Source organism: Comamonas kerstersii (assembly GCF_008801935.1).
Classification (GTDB): domain Bacteria; phylum Pseudomonadota; class Gammaproteobacteria; order Burkholderiales; family Burkholderiaceae_C; genus Comamonas; species Comamonas kerstersii.
Genome location: NZ_VZOT01000001.1, coordinates 340,657 through 359,838, shown reverse-complemented (window position 1 = coordinate 359,838; position 19,182 = coordinate 340,657). Strand labels below are relative to the sequence as shown.

General features: G+C 60.2%; 15 protein-coding genes. 9 read left to right on the top strand and 6 right to left on the bottom strand.

The features are described 5' to 3' along the window. Positions 1-54: 54 nt before the first annotated feature. Entirely contained in the window at positions 55-1,767 is a 1,713-nt protein-coding gene (locus F7P80_RS01725) for an L-lactate permease (protein WP_249041357.1), read from the bottom strand. 437 nt (positions 1,768-2,204) lie between these two features. Between F7P80_RS01725 and F7P80_RS01720 the strand changes: the two genes are divergently transcribed. After that, positions 2,205-3,383, top strand: a complete 1,179-nt coding sequence (locus F7P80_RS01720) for an alpha-hydroxy acid oxidase (RefSeq protein ID WP_151042305.1) — start codon at positions 2,205-2,207, stop codon at positions 3,381-3,383. Here the strand turns inward: F7P80_RS01720 and F7P80_RS01715 are convergent. Beyond that, the gene (locus F7P80_RS01715; RefSeq protein ID WP_151042303.1) at positions 3,380-4,795 is read right to left on the bottom strand and encodes a sensor histidine kinase; all 1,416 of its coding nucleotides are present in this window, start codon (positions 4,793-4,795) and stop codon (positions 3,380-3,382) included. The genes F7P80_RS01720 and F7P80_RS01715 overlap by 4 nt on opposite strands. After that, positions 4,788-5,474, bottom strand: a complete 687-nt coding sequence (locus tag F7P80_RS01710; RefSeq protein WP_077345517.1) for a response regulator transcription factor — start codon at positions 5,472-5,474, stop codon at positions 4,788-4,790. Before F7P80_RS01710 ends, F7P80_RS01715 begins: the two co-directional genes overlap by 8 nt. A 213-nt stretch (positions 5,475-5,687) precedes the next feature. Between F7P80_RS01710 and phnD the strand changes: the two genes are divergently transcribed. The 8 genes from phnD to F7P80_RS01670 all read left to right on the top strand — a co-directional run bounded on the left by phnD (position 5,688) and on the right by F7P80_RS01670 (position 15,882). Continuing rightward, entirely contained in the window at positions 5,688-6,680 is a 993-nt protein-coding gene (gene phnD, locus F7P80_RS01705) for a phosphate/phosphite/phosphonate ABC transporter substrate-binding protein (protein WP_054065491.1), read from the top strand. Between the two features lie 100 nt (positions 6,681-6,780). Further along, positions 6,781-7,566, top strand: a complete 786-nt coding sequence (gene phnC / locus F7P80_RS01700) for a phosphonate ABC transporter ATP-binding protein (RefSeq protein WP_054065492.1) — start codon at positions 6,781-6,783, stop codon at positions 7,564-7,566. Beyond that, a complete protein-coding gene (gene phnE / locus F7P80_RS01695; RefSeq protein WP_151042301.1) occupies positions 7,554-8,351 on the top strand; it encodes a phosphonate ABC transporter, permease protein PhnE in 798 nt (265 codons plus the stop codon). The genes phnC and phnE (F7P80_RS01695) overlap by 13 nt, the downstream gene beginning before the upstream one ends. After that, entirely contained in the window at positions 8,344-9,165 is an 822-nt protein-coding gene (gene phnE, locus F7P80_RS01690) for a phosphonate ABC transporter, permease protein PhnE (RefSeq protein ID WP_054065494.1), read from the top strand. Before phnE (F7P80_RS01695) ends, phnE (F7P80_RS01690) begins: the two co-directional genes overlap by 8 nt. Positions 9,166-9,394: 229 nt before the next feature. Beyond that, positions 9,395-10,330: a DMT family transporter gene (locus F7P80_RS01685; protein ID WP_054065499.1), complete on the top strand. Its 936-nt coding sequence runs from the start codon at positions 9,395-9,397 to the stop codon at positions 10,328-10,330. Between the two features lie 60 nt (positions 10,331-10,390). Then, positions 10,391-11,599, top strand: coding sequence for a DNA polymerase IV (gene dinB / locus F7P80_RS01680; protein WP_151042659.1), 1,209 nt, complete (start codon positions 10,391-10,393; stop codon positions 11,597-11,599). 228 nt (positions 11,600-11,827) lie between these two features. Continuing rightward, the gene (locus tag F7P80_RS01675) at positions 11,828-13,393 is read left to right on the top strand and encodes a methyl-accepting chemotaxis protein (RefSeq protein ID WP_151042299.1); all 1,566 of its coding nucleotides are present in this window, start codon (positions 11,828-11,830) and stop codon (positions 13,391-13,393) included. 353 nt (positions 13,394-13,746) lie between these two features. After that, on the top strand, positions 13,747-15,882 hold the full coding sequence (locus F7P80_RS01670) for a hypothetical protein (RefSeq protein ID WP_151042297.1): 2,136 nt from the start codon (positions 13,747-13,749) through the stop codon (positions 15,880-15,882). Positions 15,883-15,931: 49 nt separating this feature from the next. On the opposite strand, the gene F7P80_RS01665 is transcribed toward F7P80_RS01670, so the two are convergent. From F7P80_RS01665 to F7P80_RS01655, 3 genes are all read right to left on the bottom strand, one after another. After that, on the bottom strand, positions 15,932-16,834 hold the full coding sequence (locus F7P80_RS01665) for a hypothetical protein (RefSeq protein WP_151042295.1): 903 nt from the start codon (positions 16,832-16,834) through the stop codon (positions 15,932-15,934). Positions 16,835-17,162: 328 nt separating this feature from the next. After that, positions 17,163-17,744 (bottom strand): 1,6-anhydro-N-acetylmuramyl-L-alanine amidase AmpD, encoded by a 582-nt coding sequence (gene ampD / locus F7P80_RS01660; RefSeq protein ID WP_211371982.1) that lies wholly within the window; start codon positions 17,742-17,744, stop codon positions 17,163-17,165. Beyond that, complete coding sequence (locus F7P80_RS01655; RefSeq protein WP_151042291.1) at positions 17,728-19,179, bottom strand: sigma-54-dependent transcriptional regulator; 1,452 nt, start codon at positions 19,177-19,179, stop codon at positions 17,728-17,730. The genes ampD and F7P80_RS01655 overlap by 17 nt, the downstream gene beginning before the upstream one ends. Between the last annotated feature and the right edge of the window lie 3 nt (positions 19,180-19,182).

Sequence of the window (19,182 nt, the reverse complement as noted above, 5' to 3'; positions counted from 1 at the left end):
AGAGCTTGCACAGCGGCGAAATGAGTGACCTTGTTCGAGCGCCGAGGCTGCTCTTTAGTGGGCAGCAGCCAAAGGCTTGCCCTTGGATGCGCCCAACACGCCAAACACGATGACCAGCCAAGCCGCAGCAGCAGCCCACCACAGCACGTTGCCTGTGATCAGCGCTTGGCCAATCAGACCAGCTTGCACGCAGTAGTAAGTCATGGGCACCAAGGTCTTGCGAATCACTTCGCCTTCGCGGTTCATCAGACCCACCACAGCGCCAGCTGCCACCACGTTGTGCACGCAGATCATGTTGCCTGCAGCGCCGCCTACGGCTTGCAGTGCCACCACGATGGCAGATTGGTCCAGATTCAGGCCAATTTGCTGGGCAGTCGAGAACTGGAAGTAAGCAAACATCATGTTGCTGACGGTGTTCGAGCCTGCGATGAACGCACCCAAGCTACCCACCCATGGTGATACGTTAGGCCAAGCACTGCCTGCCAAAGCTGCTGCGCCTTGCGCCAGCATCACAGGCATGCTGACCATCGAGCCGTCGGCCGAGCCAGAGTTCACAAACACTTGCACCATGGGCACAGCCAGCAGCAGGGCAGGGGCTGCGTCCACCATGGTAGAAGCGGAAGACTTCACCGCGCGACCGTACTGACCTTGCTTCATGCCGAAGATGAAGATACACGCCAAAGAGGCCAAGATCAGGATGAAGCCGGGCGAGTACAAGAACTGTGCAGTTGCAGCGATCTTGGTGCCAAACAACTCAGAGAAACGCAGCGTGGTCATGGGGCCAGTCAAGAAGGCCTTCAGGGGAGCCACGGTGCGAGTCAAGATCAGCAGCGCAATCACCAGCACATAGGGAGAGAAGGCACGCAGTACCGAAAACTTGGGGGCAGTGGCTGCCGCACTGTCGTCGGTGTCGGCCAAAGTACCCAGCCAGTTCTTCTCCCACTGAGCGCGAGGAGGGAAGTCAAAGGTTTCCTTGGGCAGGAACAAGCCCTTCTTCGCAGCGGTCACCACGATGAACAGGCCGATCATGGCGCCCACCATCGATGGGAACTCAGGGCCTAGCGTACGGGCGATCAGCAGGTAAGGCACGGTGAATGCCAAACCGGCAAACAGCGCAAACTTCCAAGCCTTCAAACCTTCTGTGAAGGATTGGCGCGCGCCAAAAAAGCGTGTGAGCAAACCGCTCAGGAACAGCGGGATCACCACGCCTACCAAGGCATGGATCAGAGCAACGTCATTGACGATGTGCAGCAGGTAGTCCCAAGGCTGTATGGGAGCCAGCAATTCAGCGACATCGGTTTTGTTGTCGATGCCAGAGCGCACACCGACCAACATGGGAGTGCCCACAGCGCCGAAGGACACAGGGGTGGATTGGATCACCAGCACCGACATCACGGCAGCCATGGCAGGAAAGCCCAGCGCCAGCAGCAAAGGAGCGCCCACGGCGGACGGGGTGCCGAAGCCCGAGGAGCCTTCAATCAGCGAGCCAAACAGCCATGCCACGATGATGACTTGCACGCGGCGGTCAGGGGAGATATCGGTGAAACCACGGCGAATCGCCGACAGAGCGCCGCTTTCTTTGAGCGTGTTGAGCAACAACACAGCACCAAACACGATGAAAAGCAGGGTGATGGCCGTCACCACACCATTGACGGAAGCCGCTGCCACAACGGCGCCGGGCGCTTGCCAGACAAACAGTGCCAGCAAAGCTGTCACGATGTAAGCCACGCTCATGGATAGCTTGGCTGACCTTTCCAAAACCACCATTAACAAGAACACCACCGCAATCGGGGTGAGCGCTAAAAGCGTATGTCCGAGATTCATGTCGTTTGTCTCCTCTCAATGGACAAGCTTGGCGCGGCTAAGAAGCGTGGCAAGCTGCCATCATCTGATTGGTATTACCAAATTTTTGAAAAATGCCGAAGCGCCGATTGTCAATTCGCTTGTGCTGACATATGTATCGGGTTTTCCCCGGTTTTGTCTATTAAATTGGTCGTACCAATTCAGAAGAGCGGTTGCCGAGGCAATAGATCGCAGTTGTTCCTTGCGTGAGTCAAGCCGGTGTTCTGATCGGTGAAGAGAGGCATGCTGATGCGCGCAGGCCGGTGCTTGCAAATTTCATGCTTTGGTGTGGCTGCACGCAAAGAGGCCGCCTTAGGCCGTACTACGATATGCAGCTTGAACCATGAGCGAGGGATGGCACTGTGGCTGACTTGTCCAAAATTACCTGTATTGAAGATCTGCGCGTGATTGCCAAGCGCCGCGTGCCGCGCATGTTTTATGACTATGCGGACTCGGGCTCCTACACCCAAGGCACTTACCGCGAAAACGAAGCACAGTTCCAAAAGATCAAGCTGCGCCAGCGTGTGGCCGTGAACATGGAAGGACGTACCACCCGCACCACCATGATTGGTCAAGACGTGGCCATGCCCGTGGCCATAGCGCCCACAGGGCTGACCGGCATGCAGCATGCGGATGGAGAGATTCTGGCGGCCAAAGCGGCCAAGGAATTTGGCATTCCTTTCACCCTGTCCACCATGAGCATTTGCTCGCTGGAAGATATTGCCGAGCACACAGATCGCCACCCCTTCTGGTTTCAGTTGTACGTGATGCGCGACAAGGCTTTCATGGAGCGCCTGATTGACCGTGCCAAGGCTGCGAACTGCTCGGCACTGCAGTTGACGCTGGACCTGCAGATCCTGGGGCAGCGCCACAAGGACATCAAGAACGGCCTGACCACGCCGCCTAAGCCCACACTGAAAAACCTCATCAACCTGGCCACCAAGCCCCGCTGGTGTCTGGGCATGCTGGGCACCAAGCGTCGCAGCTTCGGGAACATCGTGGGTCACGTAGACGGTGTGGAAGACATGAGCTCACTCTCGTCCTGGACGGCGGATCAGTTCGACCCCACCCTCAACTGGAACGATGTGGAGTGGATCAAGCAGCGCTGGGGCGGCAAGCTTATCCTCAAGGGGTTGATGGATGCTGAGGACGCACGCCTGGCCGCGCAGAGCGGAGCGGATGCGATGGTGGTGAGCAACCATGGTGGTCGCCAGCTGGATGGCGCACCGGCTTCGATTGATGCCCTGCCCAGCATGGTGGAAGCGGCAGGTCAGCACCTGGAAGTCTGGATGGATGGCGGCGTTCGCAGCGGGCAGGATGTGCTCAAGGCCCGTGCACTGGGTGCGCAGGGGGTGCTGATCGGGCGCAGTTTCCTCTACGGTCTCGGTGCCTTTGGTCAGGCGGGCGTGAGCAAGGCGCTGCAGATCATCCAGAAGGAGCTTGATACCTCCATGGCTTTCTGTGGCCATACCAACATCAATACGGTAGATAAGAACATCTTGGTGCCGGGTACCTACCCCACCCCGTTTGAAGCACGTTAAGCCCGTGCGGTATGGGGCAGCCAGAGCAGGGCATCGACGCCTGCGATTTTGCCCTGCACCACGCGGTTGCGAATCACCAGGCTGCCGCCGCAGGCCTGCGCCAGATCACGGCTGATGGTCAGGCCCAGCCCCACGCCTTGGTGGCTTTCGCTCACAAAGGGTGTGAACAGTTCCTGCTGCATCTGAGGGGACAGGCCGGGGCCACTGTCCCACACGCAAATTGCAACGGCCTTTTCCTGCAGGGTCAGGCGTATGCCCAGCGCACCCTGTGCAGGGGTGTGCGTGATGGCATTGCGCAGCAGGTTCATCACTATCTCCTGCAGCATCCATTCCTCTCCATGCCATGTGACAGGCTGTGCATCGAGCGCAAAATCCAGCCCTTTCTGGGCCAGCAGGGGGGATTGTTCCACCACCACATCCTGCAGCAGGGCGCACAGATCCACGGTGTCGGCTGCCGCGTGCGCGGTTTGCTGGGCGCGGTTCCACATCAGCAGCTGGTGAATCAGGCGGGTGGTGCGCTGTGTGGTTCTGGCAATGTCCTGCAGGGCTTCCTGGGCGGAAATATCGCCCTTAAGGCCTGCTTCCGCATGCAGCTGCAGCACGGCCAGCGGTGTACGCATCTGGTGCGAGGCATCGGCCACAAAGCGCTGCTGCTGCTGGCGCGCCAGCCCGATGCGGGCAATCAGGCCATTGAAAGCCTGCACCATGGGCTGCATTTCCCGTGGGGCTTGCTGCTCGGGCAGCGGGGTGATGTCATCGGCCTTGCGCTGCTCTAGCCGACGCGCCAGCTGGTGCAGGGGGCGCAGCGTCATGGTACTACCCACCCACAGCGTCAGCAGCACCAGCAGCAGCAATGCGCTTTGCTGCCACAGGTTCTGCCAGAGAATTTGCCGCCCGATGGCATAGCGGTGTGCCGCGTACTCGCCCACTTGCACCACCACATATTGCAGACCCTGGGCCGATTCCACCGGTTGCCACAGTGCGGCCATGCGCATGGGCTGCTCATGCAGCTCGGTGTCGTACAGCTTCAGGCGTGCGGCGTGGCCATTGTCAAACGCAGGCAGTCCCTGATAGGGCGGAATGGCGGCTTCACCGGCCAGAAAACTGCCATCCAGAAAACTCACGCGGTAGATCAGCGGGCTGCGCTCCGCAGCGGCCGTGTTGCCGGGCAGGGCATCGGCATACATCTCCAGCGCGGCATGGGGCAGGGTGACTTGCAGTTCTCCATCTTCGAGCCAGATCAGGTCTGCCAGCGCATGGGCGGCTGTCACCAGCAGGCGGTCATACGCTGTCTGGGCTGTTTGCAAGGCTGCGCGGTATGAGGCCCAGGCATTGATCAGTACCAGCGCCAGCAAAGGAATGGCCACCCACACCAGCAGGCGCTGGCGCATGCTGGGCGTGCGCTCAGGCATGGACAGCGGCGCCTGGTGTGGTGGCTTGCAGCAGATAGCCCAGGCCGCGCAAGGTGGTCAGCTGCACGCCGGTGCCGTCCAGCTTTTTGCGCAGCCGGTGGACGACGACTTCGACGGCATCGGTCTGTGGGTAGTGGCCTGCGGGAAAGACCAGGGCGGTCAGGCGCTCCTTGGTCACTGCGTAACCGGGGCGCTCCATCAGGGCGCAGAGCAAAGCGTTCTCGCGCGGGGTCAGCTGCAGGGGCAAATCGTTCACATAGCACACACCCGTGGCACGGTCCAGGCGCAGGGGGCCGCAGTTGGCATGGGCCGAGCCAGAGCCCGCGCGGCGGCACAGGGCACGCAGGCGCGCTTCCAGTTCATCCAGGTCAAAGGGCTTGGCCAGGTAGTCATCAGCGCCTGCATTCAGGCCTGCTACCTTGTCACCCACACCACCGCGTGCGGTCACTACCAGCACGGGAAGATTCAATCCCCGCGCACGAATGCGCAGGAGTAAGTGCAAACCATCAACGACAGGGAGCCCCAGATCCAGCATGAGCACATCGAACTGTTCGGTGGCCAGCCGTTCCAGCGCCTGGGCACCGTCGCTGCAGTGCTCAACTACCATGCCTCGGCGGGTGAGCACGCGCAGCAAGGCTGTGCTGAGGTCCAGATCATCTTCGACCAGTAAAACTTTCATGGGGGGCACAGAGGGCTGGGCAGAGACTGTATCGTTCCCGTTGCGTAGTTACAGAGAAGTTACCGGGAAAGCCGCCCAAAAAGGTGAAAACAGGTATTTTGAAAGTAATCTGAAAGTTTGGTGAAGGCAGAGGGAAAGCAAGAGCATTTCAGAACGGATTGTCCTTTTTATAGTTGCGGCAGTTTCAAAACCACCCGCTCAAAGCGCATAGTGATGACCCTCAAATCTACGACACGTGGTGCTCTGGCCGCAGCAGCTGTGCTGGCTTCTTTCGCGGCCTACGCGGCCGAGGATGCCTGCCCCAACCGTGGTGATCTGGACGCGCAGTATTGCGACGCCAACAAGGATCTGGTTGCCGACACCCCTACCGATCCCAAGAAGCTCAAGAACCCCAGCACGCTGGTGTTTGCTTTCACCCCCGTGGAAGACCCCGCGATCTACGAAAAGCTGTTCCGCCCCTTCATGAGCCACCTGTCGCAGTGTGTGGGCAAGAAGGTCGTGTTCTTCCCTGTGCAGTCCAATGCTGCGCAGATTGAAGCCATGCGCTCGGGCCGTCTGCACATTGCGGCTTTCTCGCCCGGCCCCGTGAACTTTGCCGTGAACCTGTCTGGCGCTGTGCCTTTTGCCATCCGTGGCAATGAGCAAGGCCCCGTGGGCATGCACCTGAAGATGATCGTCAAGAAGGACAGCCCCTACCAGTCGCTGGAAGACCTGAAGGGCAAGCGCATTGCGCACACATCGCCTTCGTCCAACTCCGGCAACCTGGCACCTCGTGCGCTGTTCCCCAAGCTGGGCCTGACACCTGATACCGACTACAAGGTGGTGTACTCGGGCAAGCACGACCAGTCCATTCTGGGTGTGAAGACCGGTGACTACGACGCCGCTCCTGTGGCCAGCGACGTGCTGGGCCACATGACCGAGCGCGGCGTGGTGGGCAAGGACGAGTTCCGCGTGCTCTACACCAGCGAGATGTTCCCGACCGACGCCTACGCTTACGCCCACAACCTGGCGCCTGAGCTGCAGGACAAGATCAAGTCCTGCTTCTTTGAATACAAGGTACCCGCCGAGATGGCCAAGGGCCTGGGTGGCGACCGCTTCCTGCCTATTACCTACCAGAAGGACTGGGAACTGGTGCGTACCGTGGCGCAAGCTTCGGGCGAATCTTTCACCCGTGAAGCCTTCGACAAGTCGGCCAAGAAAAAATAATTTTTGACAGCTTGTCAGCGGGCCGACGTCTCCAGCGCGTCGGCCCGCTTTGTCGTTTTTGTCAGGGTGCCTGTGAGCACCTGCCCCAGAGAAAATTGCTATGTCCCCCTCCCAAGCTTCCGGCGCGATTGAAATCCAGCGCCTGGTCAAGGAATACCGCAGCGGCCAGCCCGTGCTCAAGTCCATTGACCTGACCATTCCCAACACCGGCCTGACCAGCATCATTGGCCCCTCGGGCACGGGTAAGTCCACCATGCTGCGCTGTATCAACCGCCTGGTGGATCCCACCTCGGGCAGCATCTGGCTGAACCTCAATGGCCAGCGCGTAGATATGGCTCAGCTCAGGGGCAAGGAACTGCGCCAGGCACGCCGCCATATCGGCATGGTGTTCCAGGAGTACAACCTGGTGGACCGCCTTACGGTGATGGAAAACGTGCTGACCGGCCGCCTGGGCTATCTGTCGGCCTGGCGCGCATGGCGCCGCAAATTTGACGAGCAGGACTTTGCCGATGCCGAGCAGCTGCTCCAGGAAGTGGGCCTGGGCGACTTCATCAACCGCCGTGCCGATGCCCTGAGTGGCGGCCAGCGCCAGCGCGTGGGCATTGCCCGTGCGCTGATGCAACGCCCCTCCGTGCTGCTGGCGGACGAGCCTACTTCGTCGCTGGACCCCAAGACTTCCATCGAAATCATTCAGCTGCTGCGTGAGCAGGGCGTGCAGCGCAACATCCCCGTCATGGTCAATATCCACGACGTGGAATTGGCACGCAAGTACTCGGACCGCATTGTCGGCATGACAGGCGGCCATGTGGTCTATGACGGTGCACCAGAAGGTCTGACCGAAGATCACCTGACAACCATTTACGGTGGCAAAGCATGGCTGGAGTAAGTCGTCACGATACCGGCCGCAAGGCCTTTACGCTGGGCTGGAGCCAGAAGGTGCTGATTGCGCTGACTGTGGTCTATGTGCTGTGGTCGCTGTCCACCATGGGCGTGTCGGCAGAACGTCTGTCTGCAGGCTGGGCGCAGGGTGCGCGTTTTATCGCGCAGATGTTTCCGCCTGAGATGGGCAAGATGGAGGAGCTGTGGCAGGGCATCAAGGAAACCCTGCAGATTGCTGTGCTGGCCACCGTCATCGGTCTGCTGCTGAGTCTGCCTGTGGGCCTGATGTCAGCCTCGAATATGGCTCCCGCCCCTGTGCGTGCCGTGGGCCGCACCATCATTGCCGTGTGCCGCGCGCTGCACCCTGTGATCAGCGCCATTCTGTTTGTGAAGGCCGTGGGCTTTGGTCCGCTGGCCGGCATTCTGGCGCTGGTGGTGGCGACCGTGGGTTTTGTGGGCAAGCTGTTTGCGGATGCCATTGAGGAAATCTCGCCCAAGCCCATTGAAGCCATCCGTGCGACGGGCGCTTCCTTCATGAACGTGGTGCTGTTTGGTGTGCTGCCCCAGGTGATCAGCCGCTTTGTGGGTTTCTCTACCTACCAGCTCGACTCCAACCTGCGCAACTCCACCATGGTCGGCATCGTGGGTGCCGGTGGTATTGGTGGCGTGCTGTTTGCCGCCTTCCTGCGTTACGAATACAACTTTGTGTTCACCATTTTGTTCACCGTGATCGCCATCATTGTGGTGGGCGAACTGGTGGTGGGCGCTGTGCGAAAGGCCCTCAATGTCTGAGATGCCCACTTTGGCTGCTGCCACCGCTCCCGTGAAGTGGGAGCGCTTTACCTTCGGTCAGCGCATGTTGCGTTATGCGCTATGGATCTTCTGCGTCTGGGCCATCGTGCAGTCAGCCGCTTCGATCGAAATCATCCCAGAGTTCCTGTACGACGCGCCGGAACAGATGGCGGACATGCTCAGCCGCATGTGGCCCGTGGACTGGGCGTACTACCAGCCGGACGTGCACATCGGCCTGATGGAAACCATCCAGATGGCCACGCTGGGCACGATTTTGTCGCTGGTCATGGCGCTGCCGCTGGGCGTGATGGTGGCTCCCAATGTCACGCGCAGCAAGCTGCTGAACGTGATTGCCCGCGTGATTCTGGTGACCAGCCGCTCGGTGAATTCGCTGGTCTGGGCCATGCTGTTTGTGGCTATTTTCGGCCCCGGTCCTCTGGCCGGCATGTTTGCCATCGCGCTGCGCTCTGTGGGCTTTGTGGGCAAGCTGGTCGGTGAGGCGCTGGAGCAAATGCCCAAGGGCCCTATCGAAGCCCTGCAGGCCGCCGGTGCCAGCAAGTTCTCGCAGCTGTGGTATGGCTACTGGCCCCAGATCAAACCCGCCTTCTGGTCGGTCACGCTGCTGCGCTGGGACATCAATGTGCGTGAGTCCGGCGTGCTGGGTCTGGTCGGTGCGGGGGGTATCGGTGTGGTGCTCAACACCTGCATCGACCTGTTCCAGTGGGACCGCGTGGCACTGGTGCTGATTTCGATTTTTGCCGTGGTGGCACTGGCAGAAATCGTGGTGCTGCAAATCCGCAAGCGTCTGCTGTGAACGGATTGGGCGTCTGATCGCTGCATGCAGCAAGCCACAGTCCGTCAAGGCTGTGGCTTTTTTTATAGCTGCCAGCGCTTGAAATATATGGATTTCAGATAGTTTTCTATCTGAATTCATTGAAATTCAAGCTCTGGCAGCTATTGTTTTGTTTGCATCGTCAGCCAGAGCCCCTATCTTCGCCATTCAGCGCGAGACGCTGGCGCACGGGCTTCGTATGCTGCTGGACATGACTGATGCAATGGTTTCGTGGGCATGGCTGTGGGTGCCCTTCACCGTATTTGCGGCGCTGGCGCAGACGGTGCGCAACACCGCGCAGCGTTCGCTGACGGCGGAGGTGGGCACGCTCTCTGCCACCTGGGTACGTTTTCTCTTTGGTCTGCCGTTTGCGGCACTGGTGCTGGTGCTGCTGTATGCCGTGCCGGATCAGCCTCCGGCTGTGCCGCATTTCAGCCTGGCTTATGCGTGGTGGATCAGCATAGGTGCGCTGTTTCAGGTGGCGGCCACGGCAGCCCTGCTGCTGGCCATGAAAGAGCGCAACTTTGCCGTGGCCGTGACCTTTTCCAAGACCGAAATCCTGCAGGTGGCGCTGTTCGGCGCGGTCTTTCTGGGTGAGCTGCCCAGCCAACTGGCCTTGCTGGCCATGGTCGTCGCCACCGTGGGTGTGTTGCTGCTGTCACTGCCGCCACGTGGCCAGCTGCTTTCGCTGCAGGCGTGGCTGAGCAAATCGGCCCTGTATGGTCTGGTGTGCGGGGCCTGCTTTGCCATTGCCGTGATTGGTTTTCGCGGTGCAGCGCTGGCGCTGCAGGCCGAAACGCCCTGGCTGTCTGGCGCTTGGGGCGTGACGGTGGCGCAGGCCATGCAAAGTGTGGTGCTGGGCGTGTGGGTTGCGTGGAAGACGCCGCAGGGCATACGCCCCGTGCTGCGTGCCTGGAAGGTGTCGCTGCTCGCTGGCTCCATGGGCGCAGCGGCGTCGCTCGCCTGGTTTACGGCCTATGCCATGCAGGATGCCGCCGTGGTGCGCACACTGGGCATGGTGGAAGTGCTGTTCAGCTACATCGTGTCGCGGCGCATCTTCAGCGAAAGCTTCAGCCTGGCCGAAAAGCTGGGCATGGGGCTGATGGTGCTGGGCCTGGTGCTCATCTGCCTGCAGGGCTGGGGCTAAGGCAAGACAATAGGCAGCGTGACCCTGCCTGATCTGCCCCGCCGCATTGCCCATCTGGACATGGATGCTTTTTTTGCATCCGTGGAACTACTGCGCTATCCGCAGCTGCAGGGCCTGCCCGTGGTCATTGGCGGCAGCCGCCACACGCCTGAGCACGAAGCGGAGTTGATAGCGCGCTGGGGGGCGCTGGATCGCATTCCGGTGCAAGCCTTTCCAAAGCTGGGCAGCTATGTGGGGCGCGGCGTCATCACCACCGCCACCTATGCCGCCCGCCAGTTTGGTGTGGGCTCGGCCATGGGCATGATGAAGGCAGCACAGCTGTGCCCACAGGCCATCCTGCTGCCCATCGACTTTGTGCGCTACCGCCAGTATTCACGCGCGTTCAAGGACGTGATTCTGTCCATGGCACCGCTCATGGAAGATCGCGGCATTGATGAGGTCTATATCGACTTCACCCATGTACCCGGCGGGCAGGAGGAAGGCGGCCGCGTGCTGGCAGCGCGTATCCAGCAGGCCATTCATGCGCGTACCCAGTTGACCTGCTCCGTTGGTGTTGCACCAAACAAGCTGCTGGCCAAAATGGCCAGCGAGTTCAACAAGCCGCGCGGTATTTCCATCGTGCAGCCGCAGGATCTGGAAACGCTGATCTGGCCGCTGCCGTGCCGCAAGATCAACGGCATAGGCCCCAAGGCCGGGGCCAAGCTGCAGGCGCTGGGCATTGGCACCATTGGGCAGCTGGCCCAGTGCAGCTTGCCCTGGCTGGTGCAGCACTTTGGCAAGTCCTACGGTGCCTGGTTGCATGCGGCAGCCCATGGCCAGGATGCGCGCCCCGTGGTGACGGAGAGCGAGCCCGTCAGCATGAGTCGTGAAACCACGTTTGCGCGGAACTTGCATGCCGTGCACGACAGGGCAGAGTTGGGCACCATCTTTACCCACCTGTGCGAACGCGTGGCCGAAGACTTACAGCGCAAGGGCTATGCCGGGCGCACCATTGGTGTGAAGCTGCGCTATGCCAGCTTCAAGAGTGTGACGCGGGAGATCAGCATCGATACCTTCACGCAGGATGCGCGCCTGATCCGCCAGGTGGCAGGCCAGTGTCTCAAGCGTGTGCCACTGGAGCAAAGCATCCGGCTGCTGGGCGTGCGCGTAGGCAGCCTCGTGCACTGGAATGCGCACACGCAGCAGGCTGAGGGCGAAGTGGCCACCGCAAGCCGCAGAACTGCAGGAAAAACCGATCCGCTGACTTTGCCGCTGTTTGACGAGCATTGATGCTGGCAGATGGCGCTGGGCCAGTCTGCACAGGGCTTGGCGATCGCCTCCTCACATCCATTGCTCTTAGTATGGTTTGTGGGTATTTCCTGCTGGTTTGTGCAGAAAGCTAGTGAGGTATCCGGGAATGAAGGCTTGTGAGCGAATGTGTCTTTGTTTATGGGATGATCTGCGGCCTTGCCGATTGCATCTTTGCGATGCATGAACGCCGTTAGCTTGGAGATGTGTGTGCGTTTGAACCTCCCCGTAACCCAAAATAATTACGATTTCCCGGGCGATGAATTGCTGGTGTCCGTGACAAACACCAAAGGCGAAATTACCCACTGCAACCCCGCGTTCATTCGCGTCAGCGGCTATCAGTATGAAGAGCTGATCGGGCAGCCCCATAACATGATCCGGCATCCAGACATGCCGGAGGCTGCCTTCAAGGACATGTGGCGCACCATTGCGCATGGCTATCCCTGGTCGGGCATTGTGAAGAACCGTCGCAAAAACGGTGATCACTACTGGGTCAAGGCCAATGTCACCCCCATCATGGAAAACGGCAAGCCCAAGGGCTATCTGTCGGTGCGAACCAAGCCTGCGGTAGAGGAAGTGCAGGCCGCGCAGGCGCTGTATGCACATATGAATGAAGAGGCCAAGTCCGGCCATCTGACCATGCGCCTGCGTGCTGGCAAGGTGCGGCGACTGGGGCTGGCGGGGCTGGGCGCACAGCTCAGCGATATCGATCTGTTGCCACGCATGGTGCTCATGCTGGCCATCATGGCGCTGGTGACCATGCTGCCAGACCTGCTGGGCTGGCAGGGTGTGCAGGCATGGGGGCTGCGCCTAGCGGCACTGGTGCTGGGCAGCGCATGGATTGCATGGCGCTTCAAGTCCCGCTGTGTAGATGGCATTGAAAAGGCCAATGCCTGGGCCGCACAGATGGCCAGCTGTAATCTGACGAGCAGCTACGACCATAACTACACCGGCGCGGTAGGCACCTTGATGGCGCGCCTGCAGCAGATTCAGATCAACCTGCTGGCCGTGGTGGGGGATGTGCTCTCCGAAGTGCGTGGCTTTACGGCCATGTCCCATGAGATGAGTAGCAGCAACCAGGATCTGGCCAAGCGCACGGAAGCGCAGGCCTCTGATCTGGAAGAAACCGCTGCCTCGATGGAACAGATTGCTGGCACCGTACTGCATACGGCTGACATGGCGCAGCAGATGGAGCAGGAAAGTAACCAGAGCAAAGAAGTGGTCAGCCGCAGCGGCGAAGCCATTCAGGAAGTGGGCGTGGCCATGGAGCGTATTCGCCAGTCCTCGACCCGCATGCGCGAAATCATTGGTGTGATTGAAAGCATTGCCTTCCAGACCAACCTGCTGGCGCTCAACGCCGCGGTGGAAGCGGCGCGTGCTGGCGAGCAAGGCCGTGGCTTTGCCGTGGTGGCCGGGGAAGTGCGCGCACTGGCGCAGCGCAGCGCCAGCGCAGCCAAGGAAATTGGGGCGCTGATCAACCATACGGTAGACGGCATCAATGACGGCAATGCACGCATGCAGGCTGCGGGCAAGACCATTGAAGGCATGGTCGAAGCGGTGGAGCGTGTGGGGGAGCTGGTGCACCAGATCAGCCTGGCCACGCGCGAGCAGTCACTGGGTATTTCGCATGTGAATGAGGCTGTGGCTTCGCTCGAGGTGATGACACAGCAGAACACGGCGCTGGTGGAAGAGTCCACCAGCTCGGCGGAAGCACTGAATGCACGGGCACAAAGCCTGCAGCGGTCGGTAGCTTTCTTCAACCTGACAGCCTCATAAGCAGCAGATGTGCGCAATGCGCAGACATGACATGCCGTTCACTCCGCGGGGTGAGCGGCATTTTTTATGGCAGCGTCCCGCCACCTTCGTGGTGTGCATGGGCACTGGTATGGGTAATGGCCTATTTGTGCAACAGCTTATCGTGCACAAAGGTCCAGCTTGGTTAGCATGCAGGGATGCAAGTTTTGTTTATTGTTCTGGCGATCATTGTTTTGCTGCTGTGGGGCTGGAGGCAACTTCGTCGCCACAGCAAGCAGGGCACAGCTCAGACCCAGGCAAAACAGCCTCTAATCCAGAAATCAGAGACTGAGGACGCTGCAGCCTCGGCGCCGGAGCCTGAAGAGCCCAGCAGCATGCCTGCCGATGTGAAGTTTCGCATGCAGGGTGAGCGCGGTATGGGCGGCCCTGTCTATGGTGATGTGCTGTGCAGCGATGGGGTGTATCTGCCACAGGTTTGGGAGTCTGATTTCCACACTTCCTTTGATGGACGCTGGATTCGTACAGGCTCGTACGGCGGGGCAACGCCGCGCCTGCTCGATCGCAAAAGCCGTCGTTCCTGGCAGCTCAGTGTGGCAGAAGCTGCGCTGGTGGACGATCTGCACTGGCGCCTGCCGCGCTGGAGTGGAGAAAGCGAAGGGGGCAATGGCATTGCTGCAGATACGCACAGTGTGCTGACGGATACCGCCTTTGAAGCATGGCTGAGCAAGCATGTCAGCCAGAAAGCTCAGGCACTGGTGCCAGTGTGTGATCTGTGGGTGCCTGTGGAATACATCCCTGACGAGGCACAGGCCCCCGCACTGCAGATTCCACAGCCAGACAATGCCGTGGTGCAGGTGACGGTACAGCGATTCTGGCCTGCTTCCCTGCGCGAGCTGGAGCATCCGCTGGAGCCCTTGTTTACTCCTTACTGGCAGCTGCAGATCAATGGCGAGACGCAATCGTGGGTGATTGACTGCAAGAGCCCCTGTGTATGGCGTCCCGATGGTCAGGCCTTTGCCTGCTATGGCTATCCCATCACCAAGGATGGGCGAAAACCCAGTCTGCGTCTGGGGGTGTGGAGCCAGGCATTTGGTGGGCAGCAATGGTCGGAATGGCTACCTCAGGATCGCAAGCCCTGGGCTGTGATGCCATGCCTGCCAGCAGAAACGGAAACCGAGCAGGCATTGCCTGCCCTGATGTGGGATGTCGGCGAGCTGCTGCAGCGCGTGGAAATGGATACGCCGGAACTGGAGCGGCTGCATGACGGCAGGCATCTGAGCTGTGTCATGTCTCAGCTGTATGCAACGTCCAGACACCTTGATGACGGGCGTGTCAGGCTCAAGCCCATTCCTGCACGCCAGTTTCTCTGGCGCAGGGATCTGCATCACCCGAATAACTGGGTAGCGCAGAGTGAGCCCGTCGCAGGCTTGCCGCTGCTGTGGACGCTGGTGCACGACGCGCAGGATGAACGGGGTGCGACGGCGGCCTATACCGTGCAGTGGGGAGAGCAGCAGCTGCCAGGCCTGTGGGAGCTGGAACATGTGGTGGTGGATGGCCGCTGGGCGCTGCTGTGCCCATGGGGGGAGTCACCCCTCAAGGGTGGCAAGCCTGTGCCCTGGGTCTGGGATGGCAAACAGCTCAACACCATTGAAATGAACTGGCCTGTGCTGCGCATGCGCCCACATGTCAAGCCAGGGCATGCACAGGCGCTGGTGATTGTGGGGTGTGGCCCCGACAACAGCAATCTGAGCAGCAGTGGTCTGTGGCGCTGGCCCCTGCAGTTGGCCGATGCCACCAATCTGAGCAAACAGGGCTGGATGCCGGCCTATGAGTGGCGCGATCTGGCTGTCAATGCACAGGGCATCTGGCAGCTGCTGCCTCGCTGGCGGGAGGTGCAGCAGATTCAGCACCCCAGCGCAGACGGAGACTATGTCTGGCGCTATCCAGCAGTGCGTGATGCCGTGTGGTGGTGGGGTGGCTTGCATAACACCATGAGCAGCCAGTGGCGCCCTAAGGCACCGCGTTGTGAAGGTGTGCTGGTGACGCAGTCCGGGGCCGTGCTCTGTGGGGTTGGTCCTAGCATTTGCCCGCACTATGCGGGTGATGGCTGGCTGGTGCTGGAGTGGCTGGCTCGCGGTCAGAATGATGAAGCCAATCACTGGAAGGTGCACTGGCTGCGGCCCAAAAAACATGAGGTGCTGACGTTGGAGCTGCGTGCCTATCTGCCAGTGCTGCAATCCTGGAATGCACAGCAAGGCGTGACGTGGATAGACACAGGTTTGCCTGCGCCTGATACCCAGACAGATGACGCCACAGCCAGCCCGCACTTGCCCAGCAGTGAACAGGTGATAGCTCCCATGCGCTGGGAAGAGGCTCAGCTGGAGGTACTCAAGCAAAGCCCTGTGGGGCTGTGGGTCAGAAAGCAGGATGCGGTCTATGCCGATGCCATCGTGCTGCGTGATGATTGGCCGTGGAACAAGCCCCAGCCTCCGGCTGCGCAGCGCACATAAAAAAAACCGGCACGCAGCCGGTTTTTTTATGTCAGCAGACCAGGCCTGTTCAGGGCTTGTTGCCGGTAGGGAATGGCCATGCCGCTTGAGGTGCCAGCACAGTTTGTGCGACAGGTGCAGTGGTTGCAGCGGTCTTCTTGGCGGGAACCGCAGCTTTCTTTGCAGGAGCAGCGGCCTTCTTGGCGGGGGCTGCAGCTTTCTTCGCAGGAGCAGCGGCCTTCTTGGCGGGAGCAGCAGCTTTCTTTGCAGGGGCAGCGGCCTTCTTGGCGGGGGCAGCGGCCTTCTTGGCGGGGGCAGCGGCCTTCTTGGTGGGGGCTGCAGCTTTCTTCGCAGGAGCAGCGGCCTTCTTGGCGGGAGCAGCAGCTTTCTTTGCAGGGGCAGCGGCCTTCTTGGCGGGAGCAGCAGCTTTCTTTGCAGGGGCAGCGGCCTTCTTGGCGGGAGCAGCAGCCTTCTTGGCTGTAGTGGTCGCAGCCTTGGCAGTGCTTGCTGCAGCTTTCTTGGCAGGAGCAGCAGCCTTCTTGGCGGTGGTGCTTGCTGGCTTCTTGGCCGCAGTGGTTGCAGCCTTGGCAGTGCTTGCTGCAGCCTTGGCAGTGCTTGCTGCAGCCTTCTTGGCAGGAGCAGCAGCCTTCTTGGCGGTGGTGCTTGCTGGCTTCTTGGCCGCAGTGGTTGCAGCCTTGGCGGTGCTTGCCTCAGCCTTCTTGGCAGGAGCGGCAGCCTTCTTGGCGGTGGTGCTTGCTGGCTTCTTGGCAGCAGTAGTTGCAGCCTTGGCAGTGCTTGCTGCAGCTTTCTTGGCAGGAGCAGCAGCCTTCTTGGCGGTGGCTGTGCTTGTCTTCTTGGCAGCAGTTGCAGTCTTGGTGGCTGCAGCTACTTTTTTGGTTGTTTCGGTCTTGGCGGTATCAGCCTTGCTTGCTGGGGTGGCTTTTTTATCAGCCGCTTTTTTTGCAGTTGCCATCGTTTTCTCCTTTATCGGTTTGTACACAGCGTTTTCGTGTTCTCACCGAAGTGCGATCACTGGCCATTGCGACGTGGAGTAGTTCGACGCATGGACATACAAACGCCCCATGCCAGCACAGAAAAATATTTGTGATGGCATGGGGCGCATTATGAATTCCATTGAGAGAGTTTGCGAGGCTTTGTGGTGACTAACCCCCAGAAAGTAAGCCGTTGCATGGGTATTCGATCACCCTTGTCTCCAAGAAGTTACGTTCTCTCTCATTCATGGTCCGTGCATGCTGTGTGATGCAGTTGCGGTGCCATGTCTGTGCATGCAGAAAAACCATCTATGGAAACTGCAATGGCAGGTGCTGCAGCTGTGCATGCAGCAACTCCCAGGCAAAGCCTGCACCGGGGTCTTGTTTGCGGCCCGGTGCAATGTGTTCATGCCCTGCGATGTGCGTGAGTGGATAGTGTGCTGCAAGCTGCATGCAAAGCTGGCTCAGGGTCTGGTATTGCGGAGCTTCAAAGTGCAGGCCTTCAAGCCCTTCCAGCTCGATGCCGATGGAATAGTCATTGCAGTTTTCACGGCCACACCATTGCGATTTGCCGGCATGCCAGGCACGGTCGTCACAGCTGACAAACTGCCAGAGCTCACCTTCGCGGGTGATGAAAAAGTGCGAGGAAACTTCAAGCCCGCGAATGCCTTGAAAGTAGGGGTGCGCATCCCAGTTGAGCTGGTTGGTGAACAGCTGCTGCACGCAGCCAGTGCCGTATTGGCCGGGAGGCAGACTGATGGAGTGCACCACGGCCAGCGTGATGGGCGTATCAGCTGGGCGTGGGCCAAAGTTGGGGGAGGGCTGCTGGCGTGCGCAGGACAGCCAGCCCTGATGCCAGGTAGCTGCGGAAAAATCAGTGCTGTGCGTCATACAGCACATTGTCGCTGTGGCTGTGTATCTCTTCGGGTGACAGAGGAATCTGCAGGCGTTCGATGCGGTAGCGCATCTGGCGCAAGCTGATGCCCAGACGCGCGGCGGCTGCGGTGCGGTTGTAGCCATAGGCCTGCAGGGCGCGAATCAGCATGCAGCGCTCCTGCTGGTCCAGCCAGGCCTGCAGGTCATGCGGCAGCTCATCGTTGCTCAGCTGCGCATGGGCGGGATCGCTGTCGTCACAGCATGCAGCAGGTGTGGGTTCCAGCTCGTCATTCAGTGCAATCGCACGGTGCAGCAGATTTTCCAGTTCACGTACATTGCCATGCAGTGGGTGCTGCTGCAGCTGCTGCAGCACGTGTGGCGACAGGGCAGGCACGCTGCTCATGCTTTCCCCTGCAATACGCTGGAGCAGGGCATGACAGAGCGCGGGAATATCTTCCCTGCGTTCACGCAGCGGAGGAATGGGAATGTCGATCACATTGAGGCGGTAGTACAGATCCTGGCGGAAACGGCCGCTTTGTACATCCACCGCCAGATTACGGTGTGTGGCGCTGACGATGCGCACATCTACAGCCTCTTCCTGTGTAGCACCGAGGGGGCGGATGCAGCGCTCCTGAATGGCGCGCAGCAGCTTGGCTTGCATGGACAGCGGCAACTCACCAATTTCATCCAGAAACAGCGTGCCGCCGCGTGCAGCACTGAAAAAACCTTCGCGGTCTGCTGTAGCGCCGGTGTAGGCACCTTTGCGGGCGCCAAAGAATTCGGCTTCGAGCAGGTGCTCAGGAATGGCGCCACAGTTCACTGCGACCCAAGGGGCATTGGCGCGATGGCTGCAGGCATGCAGCGCGCGTGCCACCAGTTCCTTGCCTGTGCCGGATTCGCCTGTGATGAGCACAGGCGCCATGCTGGGGGCTACTTTCTGGATACGCTGCTTGACCTGCTGCATGACGGCGGATGTGCCCACCAGTCGATCCAGTGCAGCAGATGCATTGAGCAGCTGGGAACTACCGCCCATGGAGGCAGGCGCTGCGCTGCGCAGTCCGGGGGCGGCAGACGAGGGCTGCTGCTCCATCGCAGAAGCCACCACGGCGCGGAACTGCTTGAGGTCCACTGGCTTGGTCAGATAGTCAAAAGCCCCGTAGCGCAAGGCTTCCACCGCATTTTCTGCAGAGCCATACGCGGTCATGACAATGGCGCGTTCCTTGCGCTGCTGACTGCGCAGATCATGCAGCAGCTCCATGCCCAGCCCGTCGGGCAGGCGCATGTCGGTGATCAGCACATCAAAACGGCAGACTTGCAGATGCGCGCGTGCTTCGGCCAGCGAGCCAGCAGTCTCCACGCGGTGACCTTCGCGCAGCAAGGTCAGCTCGTAGAGCATGCGCAGATCTGGCTCGTCATCGACCACCAAAATAGATGCAACAGAGGTTCCCATAGG

Excerpts from the sequence above, each read along its gene's own strand:
- F7P80_RS01725 (WP_249041357.1), bottom strand. The coding sequence starts at position 1,767 with ATGGTGGTTTTGGAAAGGTCAGCCAAGCTATCCATGAGCGTGGCTTAC.
- F7P80_RS01715 (WP_151042303.1), bottom strand. The coding sequence starts at position 4,795 with ATGCCTGAGCGCACGCCCAGCATGCGCCAGCGCCTGCTGGTGTGGGTG.
- F7P80_RS01710 (WP_077345517.1), bottom strand. The coding sequence starts at position 5,474 with ATGAAAGTTTTACTGGTCGAAGATGATCTGGACCTCAGCACAGCCTTG.
- phnD (WP_054065491.1), top strand. The coding sequence starts at position 5,688 with ATGACCCTCAAATCTACGACACGTGGTGCTCTGGCCGCAGCAGCTGTG.
- phnC (WP_054065492.1), top strand. The coding sequence starts at position 6,781 with ATGTCCCCCTCCCAAGCTTCCGGCGCGATTGAAATCCAGCGCCTGGTC.
- phnE (WP_151042301.1), top strand. The coding sequence starts at position 7,554 with ATGGCTGGAGTAAGTCGTCACGATACCGGCCGCAAGGCCTTTACGCTG.
- phnE (WP_054065494.1), top strand. The coding sequence starts at position 8,344 with ATGTCTGAGATGCCCACTTTGGCTGCTGCCACCGCTCCCGTGAAGTGG.
- F7P80_RS01685 (WP_054065499.1), top strand. The coding sequence starts at position 9,395 with ATGACTGATGCAATGGTTTCGTGGGCATGGCTGTGGGTGCCCTTCACC.
- dinB (WP_151042659.1), top strand. The coding sequence starts at position 10,391 with ATGGATGCTTTTTTTGCATCCGTGGAACTACTGCGCTATCCGCAGCTG.
- F7P80_RS01670 (WP_151042297.1), top strand. The coding sequence starts at position 13,747 with ATGCCTGCCGATGTGAAGTTTCGCATGCAGGGTGAGCGCGGTATGGGC.
- F7P80_RS01665 (WP_151042295.1), bottom strand. The coding sequence starts at position 16,834 with ATGGCAACTGCAAAAAAAGCGGCTGATAAAAAAGCCACCCCAGCAAGC.
- ampD (WP_211371982.1), bottom strand. The coding sequence starts at position 17,744 with ATGACGCACAGCACTGATTTTTCCGCAGCTACCTGGCATCAGGGCTGG.
- F7P80_RS01655 (WP_151042291.1), bottom strand. The coding sequence starts at position 19,179 with ATGGGAACCTCTGTTGCATCTATTTTGGTGGTCGATGACGAGCCAGAT.